General features: G+C 62.3%; 18 protein-coding genes and 1 tRNA gene. 2 read left to right on the forward strand and 17 right to left on the reverse strand.

The genetic code is table 11. From position 1 onward, the window contains the following. Window positions 1-28: 28 nt before the first annotated feature. The 4 genes from tuf (AC0NID_RS22830) to rpsL all read right to left on the reverse strand — a co-directional run bounded on the left by tuf (AC0NID_RS22830) (window position 29) and on the right by rpsL (window position 4,318). Window positions 29-1,204 (reverse strand): elongation factor Tu, encoded by a 1,176-nt coding sequence (gene tuf, locus AC0NID_RS22830; RefSeq protein ID WP_473457158.1) that lies wholly within the window; start codon window positions 1,202-1,204, stop codon window positions 29-31. A gap of 66 nt (window positions 1,205-1,270) precedes the next feature. Further along, complete coding sequence (fusA, locus tag AC0NID_RS22835) at window positions 1,271-3,361, reverse strand: elongation factor G (RefSeq protein WP_145723522.1); 2,091 nt, start codon at window positions 3,359-3,361, stop codon at window positions 1,271-1,273. Window positions 3,362-3,390: 29 nt separating this feature from the next. Continuing rightward, the gene (rpsG, locus tag AC0NID_RS22840) at window positions 3,391-3,861 is read right to left on the reverse strand and encodes a 30S ribosomal protein S7 (RefSeq protein WP_008875664.1); all 471 of its coding nucleotides are present in this window, start codon (window positions 3,859-3,861) and stop codon (window positions 3,391-3,393) included. An 85-nt stretch (window positions 3,862-3,946) separates the two neighbouring features. Then, a complete protein-coding gene (rpsL, locus tag AC0NID_RS22845) occupies window positions 3,947-4,318 on the reverse strand; it encodes a 30S ribosomal protein S12 (protein WP_126042443.1) in 372 nt (123 codons plus the stop codon). Between the two features lie 464 nt (window positions 4,319-4,782). Between rpsL and AC0NID_RS22850 the strand changes: the two genes are divergently transcribed. Together AC0NID_RS22850 and AC0NID_RS22855 are read left to right on the forward strand one after the other, a co-directional pair. Further along, window positions 4,783-5,064: a transcriptional regulator gene (locus AC0NID_RS22850; protein ID WP_145723521.1), complete on the forward strand. Its 282-nt coding sequence runs from the start codon at window positions 4,783-4,785 to the stop codon at window positions 5,062-5,064. Window positions 5,065-5,213: 149 nt separating this feature from the next. After that, window positions 5,214-6,149, forward strand: coding sequence for a Gfo/Idh/MocA family protein (locus tag AC0NID_RS22855; RefSeq protein WP_473457166.1), 936 nt, complete (start codon window positions 5,214-5,216; stop codon window positions 6,147-6,149). A 66-nt stretch (window positions 6,150-6,215) separates the two neighbouring features. Here the strand turns inward: AC0NID_RS22855 and rpoC are convergent, their stop codons facing one another. From rpoC to tuf (AC0NID_RS22920), 13 genes are all read right to left on the reverse strand, one after another. Further along, the gene (rpoC, locus tag AC0NID_RS22860; RefSeq protein WP_473457165.1) at window positions 6,216-10,412 is read right to left on the reverse strand and encodes a DNA-directed RNA polymerase subunit beta'; all 4,197 of its coding nucleotides are present in this window, start codon (window positions 10,410-10,412) and stop codon (window positions 6,216-6,218) included. A 135-nt stretch (window positions 10,413-10,547) separates the two neighbouring features. Next, entirely contained in the window at window positions 10,548-14,684 is a 4,137-nt protein-coding gene (gene rpoB, locus AC0NID_RS22865) for a DNA-directed RNA polymerase subunit beta (RefSeq protein WP_473457164.1), read from the reverse strand. Between the two features lie 251 nt (window positions 14,685-14,935). Continuing rightward, on the reverse strand, window positions 14,936-15,313 hold the full coding sequence (gene rplL, locus AC0NID_RS22870) for a 50S ribosomal protein L7/L12 (protein WP_023680442.1): 378 nt from the start codon (window positions 15,311-15,313) through the stop codon (window positions 14,936-14,938). A 54-nt stretch (window positions 15,314-15,367) separates the two neighbouring features. After that, window positions 15,368-15,886, reverse strand: a complete 519-nt coding sequence (gene rplJ, locus AC0NID_RS22875; protein WP_292168128.1) for a 50S ribosomal protein L10 — start codon at window positions 15,884-15,886, stop codon at window positions 15,368-15,370. A gap of 396 nt (window positions 15,887-16,282) precedes the next feature. Next, the gene (gene rplA / locus AC0NID_RS22880) at window positions 16,283-16,981 is read right to left on the reverse strand and encodes a 50S ribosomal protein L1 (RefSeq protein ID WP_473457162.1); all 699 of its coding nucleotides are present in this window, start codon (window positions 16,979-16,981) and stop codon (window positions 16,283-16,285) included. Window positions 16,982-16,985: 4 nt separating this feature from the next. Further along, window positions 16,986-17,414, reverse strand: coding sequence for a 50S ribosomal protein L11 (gene rplK / locus AC0NID_RS22885; RefSeq protein ID WP_126042457.1), 429 nt, complete (start codon window positions 17,412-17,414; stop codon window positions 16,986-16,988). 173 nt (window positions 17,415-17,587) lie between these two features. After that, window positions 17,588-18,115: a transcription termination/antitermination protein NusG gene (nusG, locus tag AC0NID_RS22890; RefSeq protein WP_126042459.1), complete on the reverse strand. Its 528-nt coding sequence runs from the start codon at window positions 18,113-18,115 to the stop codon at window positions 17,588-17,590. A gap of 27 nt (window positions 18,116-18,142) precedes the next feature. Beyond that, entirely contained in the window at window positions 18,143-18,346 is a 204-nt protein-coding gene (secE, locus tag AC0NID_RS22895) for a preprotein translocase subunit SecE (RefSeq protein ID WP_126042461.1), read from the reverse strand. A 537-nt stretch (window positions 18,347-18,883) separates the two neighbouring features. Beyond that, window positions 18,884-19,120 carry a nucleotidyltransferase family protein gene (locus tag AC0NID_RS22900; protein ID WP_474033329.1) on the reverse strand — a complete coding sequence of 79 codons (237 nt, stop codon included), beginning with the start codon at window positions 19,118-19,120 and terminating at the stop codon, window positions 18,884-18,886. Between the two features lie 22 nt (window positions 19,121-19,142). Then, window positions 19,143-19,218: transfer RNA gene (locus AC0NID_RS22905), tRNA-Trp, on the reverse strand. A 173-nt stretch (window positions 19,219-19,391) separates the two neighbouring features. Continuing rightward, complete coding sequence (locus AC0NID_RS22910; protein ID WP_473457161.1) at window positions 19,392-19,874, reverse strand: group II truncated hemoglobin; 483 nt, start codon at window positions 19,872-19,874, stop codon at window positions 19,392-19,394. Window positions 19,875-19,978: 104 nt separating this feature from the next. Beyond that, entirely contained in the window at window positions 19,979-21,667 is a 1,689-nt protein-coding gene (locus AC0NID_RS22915; RefSeq protein WP_473457160.1) for a COG3904 family protein, read from the reverse strand. Window positions 21,668-21,832: 165 nt separating this feature from the next. Next, the gene (gene tuf, locus AC0NID_RS22920; RefSeq protein WP_473457158.1) at window positions 21,833-23,008 is read right to left on the reverse strand and encodes an elongation factor Tu; all 1,176 of its coding nucleotides are present in this window, start codon (window positions 23,006-23,008) and stop codon (window positions 21,833-21,835) included. Window positions 23,009-23,025: the final 17 nt, after the last annotated feature.

The raw sequence follows: 23,025 nt of genomic DNA on the forward strand, positions 1-23,025 counted from the left end.
GCCCGCGACAGATCGGTTTAAGTCCAAATTACTCTTTGATGGTGACGACGATGCCGGCACCGACGGTGCGGCCGCCTTCACGGATGGCGAAGCGCAGCTTCTCTTCCATGGCGATCGGCACGATCAGCTCGACGTCGACCGTGATGTTGTCGCCAGGCATCACCATCTCGGTGCCTTCCGGCAGCGACACGATGCCGGTCACGTCCGTCGTGCGGAAGTAGAACTGCGGACGGTAGTTGGTGAAGAACGGCGTGTGACGGCCACCTTCGTCCTTGGTCAGGATGTAGGCTTCGGCCACGAATTTCTTGTGCGGCTTGACCGTGCCCGGCTTGGCCAGAACCTGGCCGCGCTCGACACCTTCGCGGTCGACACCGCGCAACAGCGCGCCGATGTTGTCGCCGGCCTGGCCCTGGTCGAGCAGCTTGCGGAACATCTCGACGCCCGTGCAGGTCGTCTTGGTCGTCGGACGGATGCCGACGATCTCGAGTTCCTCGCCAACCTTGACCACGCCGCGCTCGACGCGGCCGGTCACAACCGTGCCGCGGCCAGAGATCGAGAACACGTCCTCGATCGGCATCAGGAACGGCTTGTCCAGCGGGCGAACCGGCGTCGGGATGTAGGCGTCGACCTGCGCCATCAGTTCGCGGATCGCGTCCTCGCCGATCGTCTTGTCCGAATCCTCCAGAGCCGCAAGCGCCGAACCCTTGACGATCGGAATGTCGTCGCCGGGGAACTCGTTCTTGGTCAAAAGCTCGCGCACCTCGAGCTCGACCAGCTCCAGAAGCTCGGCGTCGTCGACCTGGTCGACCTTGTTCAAAAACACCACGATCGACGGCACGCCGACCTGGCGGGCAAGCAGGATGTGCTCGCGCGTCTGCGGCATCGGGCCGTCGGCGGCCGACACAACCAGGATCGCCCCGTCCATCTGCGCGGCACCGGTGATCATGTTCTTCACATAGTCGGCGTGGCCGGGGCAGTCGACATGCGCGTAGTGCCGGTTCTGCGTCTCGTATTCGACATGCGCCGTCGAAATCGTGATGCCGCGCGCCTTCTCCTCAGGCGCAGCATCGATCTGGTCGTAGCGCTTGTATTCGCCAAAATACTTGGTGATCGCCGCCGTCAGCGACGTCTTGCCATGATCAACGTGGCCAATCGTGCCGATGTTCACATGAGGCTTTGTACGCTCGAATTTACCTTTTGCCATGTGATCTCTCCATTCCTGCTCGCCCGTGCGGGCTTTGAATTAAGTTAGCGCTGCAACCCGTTCGAGTTACGCGTATTTCTTCTGGACTTCCTGAGCGACCGCGGTCGGCACCGGCTCGTAGTGATCGAACTGCATCGTATAGGCCGCGCGGCCCTGGCTCATCGAGCGCAGGTTGTCGACGTACTTGAACATGTTGGCGAGCGGAACCATCGCGTTGATAACCACCGCCACGCCGCGGGCTTCCTGGCCCTGGATCTGGCCGCGACGGCCGTTCAGATCGCCGATGACGCTGCCGACATAATCTTCCGGCGTCACCACTTCGACCTTCATGATCGGCTCGAGCAATTGCACGCCAAGCCTGGGCGCCGCTTCACGGAAGCAGGCACGGCCGGCGATTTCGAAAGCCAGAACGCTGGAGTCCACGTCGTGGTAGGCACCATCGATCAGCGTCGCCTTGACGCCGATCATCGGGAAGCCGGCGAAAGGACCCGACGTCATGACGCTGTTGATGCCCTTCTCGACACCGGGGATGTATTCCTTCGGCACAGCGCCGCCGACGATCTTGGATTCGAACAGGAATTCGCTGCTTTCCGGATTCGGCTCGAAGAGGATCTTGACGCGGGCGAACTGACCAGTGCCGCCGGTCTGCTTCTTGTGGGTGTAGTCCTGCTCTTGGCTGCGGGTGATCGTCTCGCGATAAGCCACCTGCGGCGCGCCGACATTGGCCTCGACCTTGAACTCGCGACGCATGCGGTCGACGATGATGTCGAGGTGAAGCTCGCCCATGCCGGAGATGATCGTCTGGCCCGATTCCTCGTCAGTCTTGACGCGGAAGGACGGGTCTTCGGCGGCCAGGCGATGAAGCGCAAGGCCCATCTTTTCCTGATCGTTCTTGGTCTTCGGCTCGATCGCGATCTGGATGACCGGATCGGGGAATTCCATGCGCTCGAGGATCACCGGATGCAGCGGATCGCAGAGCGTATCGCCCGTTGTGGTGTCCTTGAGACCGGCCAAGGCGACGATGTCGCCGGCGAAAGCCTCTTCGACGTCGGCGCGCGAGTTCGCATGCATCTGCAGCATGCGGCCGATGCGCTCCTTCTTGCCCTTGACGGTGTTGTCGACCGACATGCCCTTGGTGAGCTTGCCAGAATAGATGCGGGCAAAGGTGAGCGAGCCGACGAACGGGTCGTTCATGATCTTGAAGGCCAGCATCGACAGCGGCTCGCTGTCGTCGGCGTGACGCTCGATCTCGGCGTCGGTCTTGGCGTCTACGCCCTTGATGGCCGGCACGTCGGCCGGCGACGGCAGATACTCGACGACGGCGTCGAGCAGCGGCTGCACGCCCTTGTTCTTGAAGGCAGAGCCGCAGAACATCGGGTAGAATTTCACCGCAATGGTGCCCTTGCGGATCAGCGCGCGGATCTCGTCATTGTCGGGCATCTTGCCTTCGAGGTAATTCTCGAGCGCCGTCTCGTCCATTTCGACGGCGGCCTCGATCATCTTCTCGCGGTATTCTTCGGCACGAGCCTTGAGGTCGTCCGGGATCTCGACGACGTCCCAGGCAGCGCCCAGCGTTTCGTCACGCCAGACCAGCGCGTTCATCTCGACGAGGTCGACGACGCCCTTGAACTCGGTCTCGGCACCGATCGGCAGCTGCATGACGACGGCGTGCGCGCCGAGGCGCGAGCCGATCATCTCGACCGAACGGTAAAAATCGGCGCCGATCTTGTCCATCTTGTTGCAGAAGATCATGCGCGGCACACGGTACTTGTCAGCCTGGCGCCAGACGGTTTCCGTCTGCGGTTCGACACCGGCATTGGCGTCGAGCAGTGCGATGGCGCCGTCGAGCACGCGCAGCGAACGTTCGACCTCGATGGTGAAGTCGACGTGGCCGGGGGTGTCGATGATGTTGAAGCGATGCATCTTGCCGTCACGACCTTTCCAGAAGGTCGTGGTCGCGGCCGACGTGATGGTGATGCCGCGCTCCTGCTCCTGCTCCATCCAATCCATGGTGGCAGCGCCGTCGTGGACTTCGCCGATCTTGTGCGACTTGCCCGTGTAGTAGAGGACGCGCTCGGTGGTCGTCGTCTTGCCGGCGTCGATATGCGCCATGATACCGAAATTACGGTAGTCTTCGATTTTATATTCGCGGGCCATGGGAGGTGCCTCTCAGTCTCGTTCGCGCTTTACCAGCGGTAGTGCGCGAAGGCGCGGTTGGCTTCTGCCATCTTGTGGGTGTCTTCACGCTTCTTGACGGCGGTACCGCGGTTGTTGGCCGCGTCCATCAGCTCGCCGGAGAGGCGGTCGACCATGGTGGTCTCGTTGCGGTTGCGGGCGGCGGCGATCAGCCAGCGGATGGCCAGCGCCTGACGGCGCTCGGGGCGCACATCGACCGGAACCTGGTAGGTGGCGCCACCGACGCGGCGCGAACGCACTTCCACATGCGGCGCGACATTGTCGAGCGCCTGATGGAAGACGGTGACCGGCTCCTGCTTGGTCTTGGACTGGACCTGGTCCAGCGCGCCGTAGACGATGGTCTCGGCAACCGACTTCTTGCCATCATACATGACGGCGTTCATGAACTTGGTGACGATCAGATCGCCGAACTTCGGGTCCGGATTGATCTCACGCTTTTCTGCACTGTGACGACGGGACATTTTTTCTCTGCCTCAATTCTGCGTGGTGGCCTCAATCCCGGATCGTCGCTTCGCTGCGTCCGGGATGACCTTCGCTACGCTTCGGTCACTTCGGACGCTTGGCGCCGTATTTCGAACGGCGCTGCTTGCGGTTCTTCACACCCTGGGTGTCGAGCACGCCACGAATGATATGGTAACGGACGCCAGGAAGATCCTTGACGCGGCCGCCGCGGATCATCACCACGGAGTGCTCCTGAAGGTTGTGACCTTCGCCGGGGATGTAACCGATGACTTCAAAACCATTGGTCAGGCGGATCTTGGCCACCTTGCGCAGCGCCGAGTTCGGCTTCTTCGGCGTCGTTGTGTAGACGCGCGTGCAGACGCCCCGCTTCTGCGGGTTCTGCTCCATGGCCGGGACCTTGTTGCGCTTCACCGGCGCAATGCGCGGCTTGCGGATCAGCTGGTTGACGGTAGGCATTAAACCCTCTTGTCTCTCAATTCCGTGTCTCGCCCGGTCAGGGCCGCTCAAGGCGTCATTTCCATACGCAAATTCGGGCCACAAACCGCGCCTCGCGGTCTTGCCCGAACAAATGGCAGAGGAAGCGGAAGCCGCTTCATGCACGCCGGAAATGTCTTTTTCGCTCGTAAAACGAACCCTGTTTGAGGCAAACTCCAAAGCGTGTCGCTTCGGAAGGGAGAGCCTCACATCGGTTCTGACTGGGCGGCTTCTACTCGCAAGCCTGTTGCCCGTCAACCCCGGAGCGCCAAATATTGCGCTGAAACCGAGGCTTGGCAGCCATGCGGATAGCCCATGTAATTTTCTTTCGCCGTTTTGCAAGAGGAAGGAAGAAAGTGACCGGCTTCCAGCTGTCGCACGGCCAAGCTTCATGCAAAAAGGGCGGCATGAACAGCGCAAATCCCTTCTTCCGGAGGAATCGGCCCGTGAACGACAATGACGAGCGCCCGGTCACCATCATCACCGGCCGGGTGTGGAAGAGGAAAGATGGCAAGCCGGAAGGCGTCCACGTCATGCTGGTCGCGCCTGACGACGATTCGGCGGTGCGCCGGGCGCTCGAATCACTGGCGGCCGAAGGCTACGCCGAAGCGGAGCTCGACCAGATCGGCGACCTGGACGGCGTGCCCGACGAAGAGCCACATCTGTCGGCCTATCAGGGCGCGCTCGAAGGCGAAGTGTCGATCGTCACCTTCGACGTCGCAGTCTAAAGCAGGCCGGTCCGAATCGGGGCGAATCTGAAACGGGGCCGATCTCGGCAGGCTGCCGGGCAGGCATCCCGCGGCTTGCCCGATATCGGTTCTCTGCTAATAACCAATCGCTGCCAGGAGCAGTGCATTTCCAATCCGCGGAGTCTCCCATGTCCAGGAACAGCGACCCCATCACGCTCGGCATCGTCGGAGTGGGAAAGATCGTCCGCGACCAGCACCTGCCTGCCGTGGCGAAGAACCTGGACTACCGCCTCGTCGCCGCCGCCAGCCGGCACGGCAAGGTGGACGGCATCGCGAACTTTCCAACGATCGAAGCAATGCTTGACGCGGTGCCAGAGCTCGAGGCGGTGTCGCTCTGCATGCCGCCGCAGTTCCGCTACGACGCCGCGCGGACAGCGCTGGAAGCGAAAAAACATGTCTTCCTGGAAAAGCCGCCCGGCGCCACGGTCAGCGAGGTCGAGGACCTGAAAGCACTGGCGGCGGCAAACGGCGTCTCGCTGTTCGCCAGCTGGCATTCGCGCTATGCGCCGGCGGTGGAAGCCGGGCGCGCATTTCTGTCCTCCACCCGGATCAGATCGGCCGCCATCAACTGGAAGGAAGACGTGCGCCGCTGGCACCCAAACCAGGACTGGATCTGGGCCCCAGGCGGTTTCGGCGTGTTCGATCCCGGCATCAACGCGCTGTCGATCGCGACCCATATATTGCCGGCGATGTTCATCACCTCGGCAATTCTCGATTTTCCCGAAAACCGCGCAGCTCCGATCGCCGCACATATCGCCTTCCGGACCTCGAACGGCTTGCCGGTGACGATGGAACTCGACTGGCGTCAGACCGGCCCGCAAAGCTGGGACATCCTTGCCGAGACGGACAAGGGCGCGATGGTGCTGTCCGGCGGCGGCACCAAGCTCGCCGTCGACGGCAAGGTGATCCATGACGAGCCGGAAGCCGAATACGCGATGCTATACAAGCGCTTCGCCGAAATCGTGCGCGCCGGCGTTTCCGATGTCGATCTCGCCCCGCTGCAGCATGTCGCCGACGCCTTCATGCTCGGCAAGCGCAATGTGGTCGAGGCGTTTTTCAATTAACACCGCAGAGAAAAAGCCGCCGGGTTGCCCCGACGGCTTCGTTGCGTGAGATCTGTACCGTCGCGCTTACTGCGCGGCGGTAACCATGTCGGTCAGCATCGGATCGGCGGCCTCGACGCCCGACGCCTTGCGGCGCTCGTCGATGATCAGCTCGTCGCGCGAGGTGGCGATGCGCCGGATCTGGCTCATCGTGCCGCCGGTGCCGGCCGGGATCAGCCGGCCGACGATGACGTTTTCCTTCAGCCCCTGCAGCATGTCGGTCTTGCCGGCAACCGCCGCTTCGGTCAGCACCCGGGTCGTCTCCTGGAAGGAGGCGGCCGAGATGAAAGACGGCGTCTGCAGCGAGGCCTTGGTGATGCCCAGGAGCACCGGCTGGCCTTCGGCCGGCTTCTTGCCGTCCTCGACCAGGCGCTCGTTGACTTCTTCCAGCTCGATCATGTCGACGTGATCGCCCGGAATGTAGGTCGAGTCGCCCTGCGTGGTGATCTCGACCTTCTGCAGCATCTGGCGAACGATCACCTCGATGTGCTTGTCGTTGATCGACACGCCCTGCAGGCGGTAGACCTCCTGGATCTCGTTGACGAGGTATGAGGCAAGTGCCTCCACGCCCTTGATCGCCAGGATGTCGTGCGGCGCCGGATTGCCGTCGAGGATATAGTCGCCCTTCTCGATGACGTCGCCGTCCTGGAGATGGAACGGCTTGCCCTTCGGGATCAGGTATTCGACCGGCTCGAGCGTCGAGTCATGCGGCTCGATGATGATGCGGCGCTTGTTCTTGTAGTCGCGGCCGAAGCGGATCGTGCCGTCGATCTCGGCGATGATGGCGTGATCCTTCGGACGGCGTGCCTCGAACAGCTCGGCAACACGCGGCAGACCGCCGGTGATGTCCTTGGTCTTGGCGCTTTCCAAGGGGATACGCGCCAGCACGTCGCCGGGCTTCACATGCGCACCCGGCTCGACCGAAAGAATGGCCTCGACCGAGAGCAGGAAGCGGGCGTCGCCGCCCTTCGACAGCTTGCCGACCTTGCCCTTGGCGTCCTGGACGATCATCGCCGGCTTGAGGTCGTTGCCGCGTGGCGTCGAACGCCAGTCGATGACCTCGCGCTTGGTGATGCCGGTCGATTCGTCGGCCGTTTCCTGAACGGAAATGCCGTCGACCAGATCCTCGAACTGCACCGTGCCCTCGATTTCGGTGAGGATCGGGCGGGTATAAGGATCCCACTCGGCGATGCGCTGGCCGCGCTTCACCTTGTCGCCATCGTCCACGAAGATGCGCGAACCATAGGTGACACGGTGCGTGGCGCGCTCCTTGCCGGCCTCGTCGAGGATCAGCACCGCCATGTTGCGGCCCATGACCATCTGCTGGCCGTCAGAGTTGCGCACCACGTTGCGGTTGCGGATCTCGACCTTGCCCTCATACGAGGCTTCAAGGAACGACGAGTCCACCACTTGCGCCGTACCGCCCATGTGGAAGGTACGCATGGTGAGCTGGGTGCCCGGCTCGCCGATCGACTGCGCCGCGATGACGCCGACAGCCTCGCCCTGGTTGACCGGGGTGCCGCGGGCCAGATCGCGTCCGTAGCAGACCGCGCACACACCGACCCTGACGTCGCAGGTCAGCGCCGAGCGGATGCGGACCGACTGGACGCCGGCCTTTTCGATCTGCTCCACGTCGCGTTCGTCCATCAGGGTTCCGGCCTTGACCAGAACCTCGCCCGACACCGGATGGGTGATGTCGTCGAGCGCCGTACGGCCGAGAACGCGCTGGCCGACGGAAGCGACGACCTGGCCGGCATCGACGATCGGCTGCATGGTAAGGCCCTTGTCGGTGCCGCAGTCGACGGAGTTGACGATGCAGTCCTGCGCCACGTCGACCAGACGACGGGTGAGGTAACCCGAGTTCGCCGTCTTCAAGGCGGTGTCTGCCAGACCCTTGCGGGCGCCGTGGGTCGAGTTGAAGTACTCGAGCACGGTAAGGCCTTCCTTGAAGTTCGAGATGATCGGCGTCTCGATGATCTCGCCGCTAGGCTTGGCCATCAGGCCGCGCATACCGGCAAGCTGGCGCATCTGGGTGGGCGAGCCGCGCGCACCGGAGTGCGACATCATGTAGATCGAGTTCATCGGCTTTTGACGGCCATTGTCCTCGAACTCGACCGCCTTGATGCGGGCCATCATCTCGTCGGCGACCTTTTCCGAGCACTTGGCCCAGGCGTCGACGACCTTGTTGTACTTCTCGCCCTGGGTGATCAGGCCGTCATTGTACTGCTGCTCGTATTCCTTGGCCAAAGCCTCGGTGTCGGAGACGAGCTTGATCTTGGCATCCGGGATCAGCATGTCGTCCTTGCCGAACGAAATGCCGGCGCGGCAGGCGTGGCTGAAGCCGAGGGCCATGATGCGGTCGCAGAAAATGACCGTCTCCTTCTGACCGCAATGGCGGTAGACGGTGTCGATCATCTTGGAGATGTTCTTCTTGGTCATCTCCTGGTTGGCGGTCTCGTAGGGCACGTTGACGTTCTTCGGCAGAAGCTCGCCGATGATCATGCGGCCGGGCGTGGTGTCGTAGATCTTCGACACGACATTGCCTTCGGCGTCGACCGAGCGGAAGCGGCCCTTGATCTTGGCGTGCAGCGTCACCGCCTTGGTCTCGAGCGCGTGCTGGAGTTCGCCCATGTCGGCAAACACCATGCCCTCGCCCGGCTCGTTCTGGTTGACGATCGAGAGATAGTAGAGGCCGAGAACCATGTCCTGCGAGGGCACGATGATCGGCGCGCCGGAAGCCGGGTGCAGGATGTTGTTGGTCGACATCATCAGCACGCGGGCTTCAAGCTGCGCTTCCAGCGACAGCGGCACGTGAACCGCCATTTGGTCGCCGTCGAAGTCGGCGTTGAAGGCCGTGCAGACCAGCGGGTGAAGCTGGATCGCCTTGCCTTCGATCAGGATCGGCTCGAACGCCTGGATGCCGAGGCGGTGCAGCGTCGGCGCACGGTTCAAGAGCACCGGATGCTCGCGGATAACCTCGTCGAGGATATCCCACACCTCCGGGCGCTCCTTCTCGACCAGCTTCTTCGCCTGCTTGACGGTCGAGGAATAACCCTTGGCGTCGAGACGGGCGTAGATGAAGGGCTTGAACAGTTCGAGCGCCATCTTCTTCGGCAGGCCGCACTGGTGCAGCTTGAGCTCCGGACCGGTCACGATGACCGAGCGGCCGGAATAGTCGACGCGCTTGCCGAGCAGGTTCTGGCGGAACCGGCCCTGCTTGCCCTTGAGCATGTCGGACAACGACTTCAGCGGACGCTTGTTGGCGCCGGTGATGACGCGGCCGCGGCGGCCATTGTCGAACAGCGCGTCGACGGCTTCCTGCAGCATGCGCTTTTCATTGCGCACGATGATGCCGGGCGCACGCAGCTCGATCAGCCGCTTCAGGCGGTTGTTGCGGTTGATGACGCGGCGATAGAGATCGTTGAGATCCGACGTGGCGAAGCGTCCACCATCAAGAGGAACCAGTGGGCGCAGGTCCGGCGGGATCACCGGAACCACCTTCATGATCATCCATTCCGGACGGTTGCCGGATTCCATGAAGTTCTCGACGACCTTGAGCCGCTTCAGATACTTCTTCTGCTTGAGCTCGGACGTGGTCGAAGCCAGCTCCGAACGCAGATCGCCGGCGATCTTCTCCAGATCCATGCCGGCCAGAAGGTCGTGGATGGCCTCGGCGCCGATCATGGCGGTGAAACTATCCTCGCCATATTCGTCGACGGCGATCATGTACTCTTCCTCGCTGAGGAGCTGGTGCTCCTTCAGCGCGGTGAGGCCGGGCTCGGTGACGATGTAGTTCTCGAAGTAGAGAACGCGCTCGATGTCCTTCAGCGTCATGTCGAGCAACGTGCCGATACGCGAAGGCAGCGACTTCAGGAACCAGATATGGGCGACCGGGGCGGCCAGCTCGATATGGCCCATGCGCTCGCGACGAACACGCGACAGCGTCACTTCGACGCCGCACTTCTCGCAGATGACGCCCTTGTACTTCATGCGCTTGTACTTGCCGCACAGGCACTCGTAGTCCTTGATCGGACCGAAAATGCGCGCGCAGAACAGGCCGTCGCGCTCCGGCTTGAAGGTGCGGTAGTTGATGGTCTCCGGCTTCTTGATCTCGCCGAACGACCAGGACAGAATCTTCTCAGGGCTGGCGAGTGAGATCCGGATGGAATCGAACACCTGCGCTGGCGCCTGGGGATTGAAGAGATTCATGACCTCTTGGTTCATGCCGTTCTCCTTTTCGGGGTCCTCGAAAACCCCTTGCATCTAGCGCGGGCCGAATGCCCGCTGAGTGGTCGGCCCGCAGGCCGAAGAATTGGTGCACCCGGTCGCGAGAGCCCTCTCCCGCGACCGGATGTCGTGTCACTCGGCCGCGTCGGGCAGCCGGACTGGCGTTTCGTCGAGCTTGGTGTTCTCCAGCTCGACATTGAGGCCCAGGGACCGCATTTCCTTGACGAGAACGTTGAAGCTCTCGGGAATGCCGGCCTCGAACGTGTCGTCGCCTCTGACGATCGCCTCGTAGACCTTGGTGCGGCCGGCGACGTCATCCGACTTCACCGTCAGCATCTCCTGCAGCGTGTAGGCGGCGCCGTACGCTTCGAGCGCCCAGACCTCCATCTCGCCGAAGCGCTGGCCACCGAACTGCGCCTTGCCGCCCAGAGGCTGCTGGGTAACGAGCGAGTACGGCCCGATCGAACGCGCGTGAATCTTGTCGTCCACAAGATGGTGAAGCTTGAGCATATATATGTAGCCCATCGTCACTTTGCGATCGAACGGCTCGCCGGTGCGCCCGTCATAGAGCTGCGACTGACCGCTGGTGTGCAGGCCCGCCTGCTCCAGCATGATGTTGATGTCGGCCTCGTGCGCGCCGTCGAACACCGGCGTCGCGATGGCGACGCCGCGGCGCATCTGCTCGCTGAGGCGAACGACACTCTCGTCGTCATAGTCGCGGACCGGCTCGTTGCGGTCGTTGGCCGGCATGAAGCTCTCGAGCGTCTTGCGCAGCGGCTTGATGTCGCCGCCCGTCTTGTAGGCGTCGATCAGCTCGCCGATCTTCCTGCCCATTCCGGCGCAAGCCCAGCCCAGATGCGTCTCCAGGATCTGGCCGACATTCATGCGGCTCGGCACACCCAGCGGGTTGAGCACGATATCGGCATGGGTGCCGTCCTCGAGGAACGGCATGTCCTCGACCGGAACGATCCGCGACACGACACCCTTGTTGCCGTGCCGGCCGGCCATCTTGTCGCCGGGCTGCATCTTGCGCTTCACGGCCACGAAGACCTTGACCATCTTCATGACGCCGGGAGGCATCTCATCGCCGCGCTGAACCTTCTCGACCTTGTCCATGAAGCGCTGTTCGAGCGCCTTCTTGGAATCGTCGTACTGGCCACGCAGGGCTTCCAGTTCGCTCTGGAGCTTCTCGTCCTCCACCGCAAACTGCCACCATTGCGAGCGCGGATACTCGTCAAGCGTGTCCTTCGACAGCTTCGAGCCCTTCTTGAAGCCCTTCGGTCCGGCAATCGCTTCCTTGCCGACGAGAACGTCGGAAAGGCGCGAATACACGTTGCGGTCGAGGATTGCCTGCTCGTCGTCGCGGTCCTTGGCCAGGCGTTCGATCTCCTCGCGCTCGATCGCCATGGCGCGCTCGTCCTTCTCCACACCATGGCGGTTGAAGACGCGCACTTCGACGACGGTGCCGAAGGTTCCGGGCGGCATGCGCATGGAGGTGTCGCGCACGTCCGATGCCTTTTCGCCGAAGATGGCGCGCAGAAGCTTCTCTTCCGGCGTCATCGGGCTTTCACCCTTCGGCGTGATCTTGCCGACCAGGATGTCGCCCGGCTGCACTTCCGCGCCGATGTAGACGATGCCGGCCTCGTCGAGGTTCTTCAGCGCTTCTTCCGAGACGTTGGGAATGTCGCGCGTGATTTCCTCCGGCCCGAGCTTGGTATCGCGCGCCATGACCTCGAACTCCTCGATGTGGATCGAGGTGAAGACGTCGTCGGCGACGATGCGCTCGGACAAGAGGATCGAGTCCTCGTAGTTGTAGCCGTTCCACGGCATGAACGCGACCAGCACGTTGCGGCCGAGCGCCAGATCGCCGAGCTCGGTCGACGGGCCGTCGGCGATAATGTCGCCCTTGTTGACCCGGTCGCCCATGCGCACCAGCGGACGTTGGTTGATGCAGGTGTTCTGGTTCGAGCGCTGGAACTTCATCAGCCGGTAGATGTCGACGCCGGACTTGCCGGGATCGAGATCTTCCGTGGCGCGGATGACGATACGCGTCGCGTCCACCTGGTCGACGATGCCGCCGCGGCGGGCACCGATGGCGGCGCCCGAGTCACGGGCGACGATCGGCTCCATGCCTGTGCCGACGAACGGCGCTTCGGCGCGCACCAGCGGCACGGCCTGACGCTGCATGTTCGAGCCCATCAGGGCGCGGTTGGCGTCGTCGTTCTCGAGGAATGGGATCAGAGCCGCGGCCACCGACACCATCTGCTTCGGCGACACGTCCATCAGATCGACGTTTTCGCGCGGCGCCATCATCACTTCGCCGGCGTTGCGGCAAATGACGAATTCGTCGACGAAACCGCCATCCTTGTCGAGCTCGGCATTGGCCTGCGCGACGTGGTGCTTGGCCTCTTCCATCGCCGACAGATAGACGACCTCATTGGTCAGCTTGCCGTTGACGATCTTGCGGTAGGGGCTCTCGATGAAGCCGTATTTGTTGACGCGCGCAAAAGTGGCCAGCGAGTTGATCAGACCGATGTTCGGGCCTTCCGGCGTTTCGATCGGGCAGATGCGGCCGTAATGCGTCGGGTGCACGTCGCGCACCTCGAAGCCGGCGCGCTCACGGGTCAGACCACCGGGTCCAAGCGCCGAGAGGCGGCGCTTGTGGGTGATCTCCGACAGCGGGTTGGTCTGGTCCATGAACTGCGACAGCTGCGAGGAACCGAAGAACTCGCGCACGGCGGCAGCCGCCGGTTTGGCGTTGATCAGGTCCTGCGGCATCACCGTATCGATCTCGATCGAGGACATGCGTTCCTTGATCGCGCGCTCCATGCGCAGCAGGCCGACGCGGTACTGGTTCTCCATCAGCTCGCCGACCGAGCGCACGCGGCGATTGCCGAGATTGTCGATGTCGTCGATCTCGCCCTTGCCGTCGCGCAGTTCGACCAGGGTCTTGACCACGGCCAGGATGTCGTCCTTGCGCAGCACGCGCACGGTATCCTCGGCCTTGAGCTCGAGGCGCATGTTCATCTTGACGCGGCCGACGGCCGACAGGTCATAGCGCTCGCTGTCGAAGAACAGCGAGTTGAACATGGCTTCGGCGGTCTCGAGCGTCGGCGGTTCGCCGGGGCGCATGACGCGGTAGATGTCGAACAGCGCGTCCTGGCGGCTCTCGTTCTTGTCGACGCTGAGCGTGTTGCGGATGTAGGCGCCGACATTGACATGGTCGATGTCGAGAACCTTGATCTCGTCATCGCCGGCGCTGAGAAGCACCTTCAGCGTCTTTTCGTCGATCTCGTCACCGGCTTCGAGGAAAATCTCGCCGGTCCCATAGTTGACGATGTCCTCGGCAAGATAGTTGCCGAGCAGATCCTCGTCGGTCGCCTTGATCGCCTTGAGACCCTTTTCGCCGAGCTGGCGGGCCTGGCGTGCGGTGATCTTCTTGCCGGCCTCAACGACGACTTCGCCGGTATCGGCGTCGACCAGGTCGCCAACGGCCTTGAGGCCGCGGAAACGCTCGACGTTGAACGGGATGCGCCAATGGTCGCCGGCGCGCTTGTAGGTGATCTTGTTGTAGAAGGTCGACAGAATCTCCTCGCCGTCCATGCCGAGGGCCATCAACAGCGACGTCACCGGAATCTTGCGGCGGCGGTCGATGCGGGCGTGCACGACGTCCTTGGAGTCGAACTCGATGTCGAGCCACGAGCCGCGATAGGGGATGACGCGCGCGGCGAACAACAGCTTGCCCGACGAGTGCGACTTGCCCTTGTCATGGTCGAAGAAGACGCCCGGCGAACGGTGCATCTGCGAGACGATGACGCGCTCGGTGCCGTTGACGATGAAGGTGCCGTTCAAGGTCATGAGCGGCATGTCGCCCATGTAGACGTCCTGCTCCTTGATGTCCTTGATCGACTTGGCGCCGGTATCCTCGTCGATATCGAACACGATGAGGCGCAGCGTCACCTTCAGCGGCGCGGCGTAGGTCAGGTCGCGCTGACGGCATTCGTCAACGTCGAATTTCGGTCCTTCGAACTCGTACTTCACGAATTCCAGCATCGAGGAGCCGGAAAAGTCGGAGATCGGGAAGACCGACTTGAAAACCGCCTGCAGTCCCTCGTCAGGACGCCCGCCCTTGGGCTCCTCCACCATCAGGAACTGGTCATAGGATGCCTTCTGAACCTCGATCAGGTTCGGCATCTCCGCAACTTCCGGGATCTTTCCGAAGAACTTGCGTACGCGTCTGCGGCCATTGAAAGTCTGTGTGTGGGCCATCGTCGCTCCTTAGCTCTAAACTCGGGGCGAGCCTCGCCGCGGCTCGCCTTGCATTCTCGGCCACCTTGGCGGCGGCCTTCTATTTGTTCACCCGCCGCCAATCGGCGGCTGGCCAAAACGGGAGAAAACCCGTTTCCTGAAGGCCGGTTCACGGCTCTCAGGAAAGAGGTTTTCGTGCTTCGCGTTACGCAGCCTCCCTTCGCGCCGAGGGAGTGGCGGACGGCGCGAAGCCGCCCGCCGGTACTCAACGCTTACTTCAGTTCGACCTTGGCGCCGGCTGCTTCCAGCTGGGCCTTGAACTTGTCCGCGTCGGCCTTGGAAACGGCTTCCTTGACCGGCTTCGGAGCCGCCTCGACCAGGTCCTTGGCTTCCTTCAGGCCAAGACCGGTGATGGCGCGAACTTCCTTGATGACGTTGATCTTCTGAGCGCCCGCCTCGGTGAGGACGACGTCGAATTCCGTCTTTTCCTCGACCGGAGCAGCAGCGGCCGCAGCACCGCCAGCGGCGGCAACCGCCACCGGAGCGGCGGCGGAAACGCCCCACTTTTCTTCCAGAAGCTTCGACAGCTCGGCCGCCTCGAGGACGGTCAGCTTCGAAAGGTCGTCTACGATCTTTGCGAGATCAGCCATTGCAATATTCCTTCATAAGGTTCGAACGTGTGTTTGTGATAGCGAGGAACGGCCTCATGCCGCCTCGTCCTTCCGGGCGTAAGCGCCGATGACGCGCGCGACCGAAGCCGCAGGCGCATTGACGATCTGGGCGATCCGGGTTGCCGGCGTGGCGATCATGCCAACCAGCCTGCCGCGCAGCTCATCGAGCGACGGAAGTGCGGCGAGTGCCTTCACACCGTCGGCGTTGAGCGAGGTTGTGCCCATTGCGCCGCCGAGAATGACCAGCTTGTCATTTCCCTTGGCGAAATCGGACGCAACCTTCGGCGCCGTAACCGGGTCCTCCGAATAAGCGATCAGCGTCTGTCCCTTGAACAGATCGATGATCGACGCGGAGTCCGTGCCCTGAAGAGCGATTTTGGCGAGACGGTTCTTCGCGACTTTGACGGTGCCACCGGCGGCGCGCATCTTCGACCGGAGGTCGTTCATTTGCGCGACGGTGATACCGGCGTAGTGGGCCACGACGACTGAACCAGCGCTTGAAAACGCATCATTCAGGCCCGTGACGAGTTCGCGTTTTTCCGCTCTGTCCACTGCCTATCTCCAGTTGACCCCTGCCCTTTTCACGAGGACAGGCGTCGGGTTGCCTTTTGCCGGCCGGGCCATCCAATAACGGATCTCCCGAACGACGCTCGAGGATCCTGCCCCCTTTCGCCACACCAGCCGGCAAGCCGAATGGTGCGCAGACAAAAGGCAAACACGGTTCGAACCTTTCATTGGAGCAGTCGCTCCGTTGTCCGGTCTTCACCCGTCTCATGCAGGCCCACATGAATTAAGGCCCTCTTTGAATTAGGCTTGAGGGCCGCCTGCAATCTCGGACAGGATGTCCGGAAGCCTTCCGACTTCCGGTACCGGGCCGCCAATATAAATCGGAGGCCCGGAATTCTGTTTGCGGATCGGCCCTTTAGCGGCCAACCCAGATAATTCGTATCAAGACGCTGCCAGCGTTGAGACGTCGAGCTTGAGGCCCGGGCCCATCGTCGAGGTGACCGACACCTTCTTGACGTAGTTGCCCTTGGCGCCAGACGGCTTGGCCTTGTTCACCGCGTCAGCGAAGGCGCGGACGTTCTCTTCCAGCGCCTTGACGTCGAACGAGATCTTGCCGACGCCGCCATGAACGATGCCGGCCTTCTCGACGCGGAACTCGACGGCGCCGCCCTTCGACGCCTTGACGGCGGCGGCAACGTCGGTGGTGACGGTGCCGACCTTCGGGTTCGGCATCATGCCGCGCGGGCCGAGCACCTTGCCCAGACGGCCGACCAGCGGCATCATGTCCGGCGTGGCGATGCAGCGATCGAAGTCGATCGTGCCCTTCTGGACGATTTCGACCAGATCCTCGGCGCCAACGATATCTGCGCCGGCCGCCTTGGCTTCGTCGGCCTTGTCGCCACGCGCGAAAACGGCGACGCGGACGGTACGGCCGGTGCCGTTCGGCAGATTGACCACGCCACGGACCATCTGGTCGGCATGGCGCGGGTCGACACCCAGGTTCATCGCGACTTCAACGGTTTCGTCGAACTTCACCGAGGACCGGTCCTTGAGCAGCTTCAGCGCATCACCCAGGGCATAGGCCTTGTTGGGATCGATGCCTTCGCGGGTCTTCGATACGCGCTTTGCAATCTTTGCCATGATCTCAGCCCACCACTTCCAGACCCATCGAGCGGGCGGAGCCCTCGACCATGCGCATGGCGCCCTCGATATCGTTTGCGTTCAGATCCTTCATCTTCTGCTCGGCAATGGCGCGCACCTTGTCGCGGCCGATCGTGCCGGCCCTGACCTTGCCCGGCTCCTTCGAGCCCGACTTCAGGTTCGCGGCCTTCTTCAGGAAGTAGCTCACCGGCGGCGTCTTCATGACGAAGGTGAACGACTTGTCCTGATAGTAAGTGATCACGACCGGGATCGGCGATCCCTTTTCCATTTCCTGGGTCTGCGCGTTGAACGCCTTGCAGAACTCCATGATGTTGATGCCGCGCTGACCAAGCGCCGGTCCGATCGGAGGCGACGGCGTCGCCGAGCCCGCGGAAACCTGGAGCTTGAGCTGGCCTGCAATTTTCTTAGCCATCTCTTCCTGCCTTTATCTCATGCCGGCCCCACTATCTCTGGGAAACACCGGCGGTTGCAGTCTGGTGGTGCGGTTCCTGCGGCTGGCTAAAGCTGCATTCGCCTCCCACCGTTCTGGCCACGCGATCTCCGCGCCGCCTCCCCCATCGCCGAATGGGCGACGAGGATTCCGGATCAGCCCTTTTCGACCTGCCCGAATTCAAGATCGACCGGCACGGCGCGCCCGAAGATCGAAACTTCCACCTTGAGCCGTGCCCGCTCCTCGTCCACCTCCTGGACGAAACCGTTGAACGACGCGAACGGGCCGTCCGAGACGCGGATCGCCTCGCCGATCTCGAAAGTGACCGACGGCTTCGGCCGCTCGACACCTTCCTGCACCTGGTTCAGGATACGCTGGGCCTCAGCCTCGGTGATCGGCACCGGCTTCGAGTCACCCAGGAAGCCGGTGACCTTCGGCGTGTTCTTGACGAGCGAGAACACCGCATCGGTCAGGTTGGCCTTCAGGAGCACGTAGCCCGGGAAGAACTTGCGCTCGGCATCGACCTTGCGGCCGCGGCGTATCTCGACGACCTTCTCGGTCGGCACCACGATCTGCTCGATTTCAGCGGACAGGCCTTTCTGCTTGGCCTTGTGCTCGATATCCTCGGCGACCTTCTTTTCAAAGTTCGAATAGGCGTGGACGATGTACCACCGCGCAGTCATATCAAGACTTCTCCGTAATCGCCGGACTTAGCGTCCAATGCCCAGAATCTGCTCGACCCCAAGGCCCATGAGCTGATCGGCGGTAAAGAAAAAGATCATCGCGATCACAGCGAACGCCAGGACCATCACCGTCGAGATCATCGTTTCGCGGCGCGACGGCCAAGTCACCTTGGCGGTCTCCGAGCGAACCTGCTGGAGAAAGACGAAAGGATTTGTGGTTTTCGAAGCCATGTGCCGCCTGTCTTCAAGACCCGTTGGCCGGGTCTCCTGGATGATCCCGCTGGCCGGGACGCGCCGCCTGAGCCCGTGTTCGCGCCGAATCAGCGCAAACATTTCGCCCATGCAAATCGGACGCGTAAAGCCGGATTCCCAGCTCCACGCGTCGCGTGTCTGTTTCCTCTACATAAAACCGATTCTTGATCCACGCAAGTGGCAAGTGTCCGCTTTATGACAACGCCGCCTCGGAACCATCCAGTCGTCCCGTCCCGGCTATAGGCCCCTTATGCCCCAATCCAATCTAAATGGCAAGTCGCCCGCCGGTTTCAAAGGCCGGCCGGTGGAAACCAACGCATGCGTACCTCGCGCCGTTACGCAAACGCGCCTCATGATCACTTCTCCCAAGCCAGATGTGAATGTACGCACCTTCGGGAGGTCATCTCAAAGCCCTCCTGAATGCTACAATTGCGGTTCTTGGCGAGCCGCGCCCAATGCCACCATCGCGTTCATGGCTCTGGGTTGAAGGTCTTTGGCGTCAAATTCACGTGCCATTCAGAAGATGCGCACGGCCGATTGTTCGATTTGCGGCGTAACCGGGAGTTCACGCCGGCGCGCGTGGTAACGGTCCACCGGGACATGCAGTCCATCTTCCAGAAGGAACTTGATGCCGACAAGATCGAAGGCATTGCGGCTCTTTGGATCATAATCGATGAACAGGTCGAGATCGCTGCCTTGGCCAGTTTCATCGCGAACCGTTGATCCAAACAGGTAAAGCGCGGTCGCGCCCATGTCCTTTATGGCATCAAGGAAATGGCACGGGCAGCAGGGCTCGAACCTACGACCTGCGGTTTTGGAGACCGCCGCTCTACCAACTGAGCTATGCCCGTATCGCGCGCGCATGTCGGCGCAGCAGGCGCTTCCTAAAAGCTTCCGCGCGCTCTGTAAAGAGCGGCCTGGTTGGATTGTGCCATTCACGTCCTGCACCAGAAATTCGGAAAGGTGACGCCCAGCCCGTCAGGCCGATCTCGACCACTCGCCTGAAGTCGCCGCAAGCCCGGAATCAGCCGCCCGACGGCGGCTGATAAGGACCTCCCGGTACGCCCCACCCCCAGGCCGGCATCGGTTCCGTCTCCGGGTCGCAGGTCTCGCCAAGGTTGGAGTTCATCCTGGCCAGCCGTGACCCCCATTCGACATAGGCCATGAAAGCCGCGCGGAACTCCGGATCGTCCGGCAGCCCGGTCTCATCGGCGGCATCAGCGAGCAGATTGATCCAGCGGCGGCGCTGCTCCTCGCTCAGGTGCTTGCCAAGATGATGCACCACCATCTCGCGGTGACCGCCATGCTTTTCGCTGTAGGTCTTCGGTCCGCCGAAGACCTCGCCGATGAAGGCCGCGACATGGGCAGGATGATCCGGCGACATGTTTTTGAACACCGGGCCGACGACCGGGTCGCGAGACACCTTGCCGTAGAACGTTCGGGTCAGGCGATTCAGCGCTTCGGTGCCGCCGGCCCATTCGAACAAGGTCGGGACGTCCTGGCTCATTCTCGATCCTCGGGCTGTCAATCGCTGCGGGACGATAGCGGAACTATCGAACATTGCTCAACCTGCCTCGATGGCCAGTTCGGATCGGCTGCGGTGCCTGCACCTTACAGCTTGACGGGCGCGTCGGCCTGAACCTCGGACGTCGACAACACGCGGCAATTCTCTGGCATCGGCTCCGATTTGCAGATGGTCGGACCGGTAAATTCATCCACCGATTCAAGTCCGGTCGTCAGCCCGACTTTCAACATCATGGCGGGCTCGAGCCGCCGATGGCGCGAACCCGGCACCGACCGCATCGCCGCCAGCAGACCGGGTCCGATCGCCATGTCCCTGAGATAAGATTTTACCCGCTGCTCCAGCCCCATCGAATGCACGGTCACCTGCGCACGAGGACCGACAAGGCGCCTGACGCCGCCGGCGAGCATGATCGGACAGGCTGCGCCACACTCGCCGCTCGCATCGATCGTAAGCCCGACATAGACGCCATTTTCGGCGGTGCAATCCGCCTTGTCCGGCTCGCATCCAATGAAGTCCGTCCGTGCAACGGCCACGTCGAGCTTGCGTTCCCTAATCAACCTTCCAGTGGCCAGAGCGCCGAGTACGTCACCTCCCGGCGAGTTGACGACCACGGGCAGGCGCCGATCGCCGATCGTGTCAAGCAACTGGCGCAGCCGCTCCGGCGTTTGAGCGCTGATCGTGCCTTCCGCGGAGATCCATTCGGGACAATTGGGATCGCAGAGGAAACTTCTGCCTCGAACCAGAACGAAGCGCATGTCCCCGACGTCGTCCTGCCGCACGGCTTCGGGTTCGCCGGGCGCGGCGGGAGCGGGCTTGGCGTACGCCATCACGTCGCCGGACGGCTTCGTGGCTTTATCCGCCGGCGCCGGTATCTCCCTGCAGTTCGCGGCCACTGGATCGGTTTTGCACAGAGTTGCCGCGGTCAGCAGGTCGACGGCATCCAGGCTGGTAACGAGCTTCGCCTGCAGCATGTCGTAAGGAGCCAGTTGCTGGATGCTGCTGGCCGGCGTGTTCTTCATCGTCTCGAGCACGTCACGGCCGACACCCATTTCCTTGAGATAGGCCGCCAGTCTCTTCTCCGTCGCCTTGCTCATCTCGTAGGTCTTGTAGCTGCCGGCGTCCTTGCGGCTGACGATCTTCTTGCTGAGGACCTTCTTCTTGCCTCTCACCACGCGGTACGTGGTCCGGTACTGCAATTTTGTCCGGATGTAGGTCGTGGTGATCTGATGGACGCCGAGATAGGCCCATTGCCCGACCACACGCCTGATGCCGCCGGCAAACATCAGCGGACAGGCGGAATTGCAGATGGCGCCGGCGGCATAGGGACTGCCGAAATAACGGGCGCCTTTGCCGTCGTTTTCCCTGCAGTTCTTCACGTCGGGCAGGCAGCCGACGAACTGGGTCTTGCCGACCGCGATGTCGAGCTTGTTTTTGCGGATCAGACGGCCCAGCGCCAGCGCCGCATCGACGTTGCCGCCGGGAGAATCGACGACAAGCGGCAGTTTTCGACCGCCGAGAGCCTTGAGCGTGCGTTTGAAAAGGGCCGGCGTACCGGCTTCTATCGAGCCTTCAGCCGATATCCATTCCGGGCAGGTCGGTTCGCAACCAGGCGCGCTGCCGCGGACGATGACAAACCGCATCGTCGGGCCAAGATCCGACGCGGATTTTTTGGTATTCGCCGCGAAGGCAGCCTGTCCCATGACAAGGAACGACGCCAGGCAGATCAGCCCGAGCGACCACCATGTCTGACGATTCAAACGGTGCCACGGAACCATTCGGGCAAGCCCCCGCTATGCAACTTATACTAGTCGAGGTTTGGACGCTTGCAACAGAGTTTTGCGACGACGCCGCGGGCGCACGTCGGCTGCACCCAAAATGCAAAAAGGGCAGCCCGAGGACTGCCCTTTTGTACTCGATTAACCGGCGAATGCCGGCGTCGATTACTCTTTGATGGTGACGACGATGCCGGCACCGACGGTGCGGCCGCCTTCACGGATGGCGAAGCGCAGCTTCTCTTCCATGGCGATCGGCACGATCAGCTCGACGTCGACCGTGATGTTGTCGCCAGGCATCACCATCTCGGTGCCTTCCGGCAGCGACACGATGCCGGTCACGTCCGTCGTGCGGAAGTAGAACTGCGGACGGTAGTTGGTGAAGAACGGCGTGTGACGGCCACCTTCGTCCTTGGTCAGGATGTAGGCTTCGGCCACGAACTTCTTGTGCGGCTTGACCGTGCCCGGCTTGGCCAGAACCTGGCCGCGCTCGACACCTTCGCGGTCGACACCGCGCAACAGCGCGCCGATGTTGTCGCCGGCCTGGCCCTGGTCGAGCAGCTTGCGGAACATCTCGACGCCCGTGCAGGTCGTCTTGGTCGTCGGACGGATGCCGACGATCTCGAGTTCCTCGCCAACCTTGACCACGCCGCGCTCGACGCGGCCGGTCACAACCGTGCCGCGGCCAGAGATCGAGAACACGTCCTCGATCGGCATCAGGAACGGCTTGTCCAGCGGGCGAACCGGCGTCGGGATGTAGGCGTCGACCTGCGCCATCAGTTCGCGGATCGCGTCCTCGCCGATCGTCTTGTCCGAATCCTCCAGAGCCGCAAGCGCCGAACCCTTGACGATCGGAATGTCGTCGCCGGGGAACTCGTTCTTGGTCAAAAGCTCGCGCACCTCGAGCTCGACCAGCTCCAGAAGCTCGGCGTCGTCGACCTGGTCGACCTTGTTCAAAAACACCACGATCGACGGCACGCCGACCTGGCGGGCAAGCAGGATGTGCTCGCGCGTCTGCGGCATCGGGCCGTCGGCGGCCGACACAACCAGGATCGCCCCGTCCATCTGCGCGGCACCGGTGATCATGTTCTTCACATAGTCGGCGTGGCCGGGGCAGTCGACATGCGCGTAGTGCCGGTTCTGCGTCTCGTATTCGACATGCGCCGTCGAAATCGTGATGCCGCGCGCCTTCTCCTCAGGCGCAGCATCGATCTGGTCGTAGCGCTTGTATTCGCCAAAATACTTGGTGATCGCCGCCGTCAGCGACGTCTTGCCATGATCAACGTGGCCAATCGTGCCGATGTTCACATGAGGCTTTGTACGCTCGAATTTACCTTTTGCCATAGTCTCTTTCCTTGGAC

The sequence above is a fragment of the Mesorhizobium sp. WSM4821 genome (genome assembly GCF_055901555.1).

What these genes read in the sequence shown, in the direction of transcription:
- tuf (WP_473457158.1), bottom strand. Translation starts at nt 1,204, where the DNA reads ATGGCAAAAGGTAAATTCGAGCGTACAAAGCCTCATGTGAACATCGGC.
- fusA (WP_145723522.1), bottom strand. Translation starts at nt 3,361, where the DNA reads ATGGCCCGCGAATATAAAATCGAAGACTACCGTAATTTCGGTATCATG.
- rpsG (WP_008875664.1), bottom strand. Translation starts at nt 3,861, where the DNA reads ATGTCCCGTCGTCACAGTGCAGAAAAGCGTGAGATCAATCCGGACCCG.
- rpsL (WP_126042443.1), bottom strand. Translation starts at nt 4,318, where the DNA reads ATGCCTACCGTCAACCAGCTGATCCGCAAGCCGCGCATTGCGCCGGTG.
- AC0NID_RS22855 (WP_473457166.1), top strand. Translation starts at nt 5,214, where the DNA reads ATGTCCAGGAACAGCGACCCCATCACGCTCGGCATCGTCGGAGTGGGA.
- rpoC (WP_473457165.1), bottom strand. Translation starts at nt 10,412, where the DNA reads ATGAACCAAGAGGTCATGAATCTCTTCAATCCCCAGGCGCCAGCGCAG.
- rpoB (WP_473457164.1), bottom strand. Translation starts at nt 14,684, where the DNA reads ATGGCCCACACACAGACTTTCAATGGCCGCAGACGCGTACGCAAGTTC.
- rplL (WP_023680442.1), bottom strand. Translation starts at nt 15,313, where the DNA reads ATGGCTGATCTCGCAAAGATCGTAGACGACCTTTCGAAGCTGACCGTC.
- rplA (WP_473457162.1), bottom strand. Translation starts at nt 16,981, where the DNA reads ATGGCAAAGATTGCAAAGCGCGTATCGAAGACCCGCGAAGGCATCGAT.
- rplK (WP_126042457.1), bottom strand. Translation starts at nt 17,414, where the DNA reads ATGGCTAAGAAAATTGCAGGCCAGCTCAAGCTCCAGGTTTCCGCGGGC.
- nusG (WP_126042459.1), bottom strand. Translation starts at nt 18,115, where the DNA reads ATGACTGCGCGGTGGTACATCGTCCACGCCTATTCGAACTTTGAAAAG.
- secE (WP_126042461.1), bottom strand. Translation starts at nt 18,346, where the DNA reads ATGGCTTCGAAAACCACAAATCCTTTCGTCTTTCTCCAGCAGGTTCGC.
- AC0NID_RS22900 (WP_474033329.1), bottom strand. Translation starts at nt 19,120, where the DNA reads ATGGGCGCGACCGCGCTTTACCTGTTTGGATCAACGGTTCGCGATGAA.
- AC0NID_RS22910 (WP_473457161.1), bottom strand. Translation starts at nt 19,874, where the DNA reads ATGAGCCAGGACGTCCCGACCTTGTTCGAATGGGCCGGCGGCACCGAA.
- AC0NID_RS22915 (WP_473457160.1), bottom strand. Translation starts at nt 21,667, where the DNA reads ATGGTTCCGTGGCACCGTTTGAATCGTCAGACATGGTGGTCGCTCGGG.
- tuf (WP_473457158.1), bottom strand. Translation starts at nt 23,008, where the DNA reads ATGGCAAAAGGTAAATTCGAGCGTACAAAGCCTCATGTGAACATCGGC.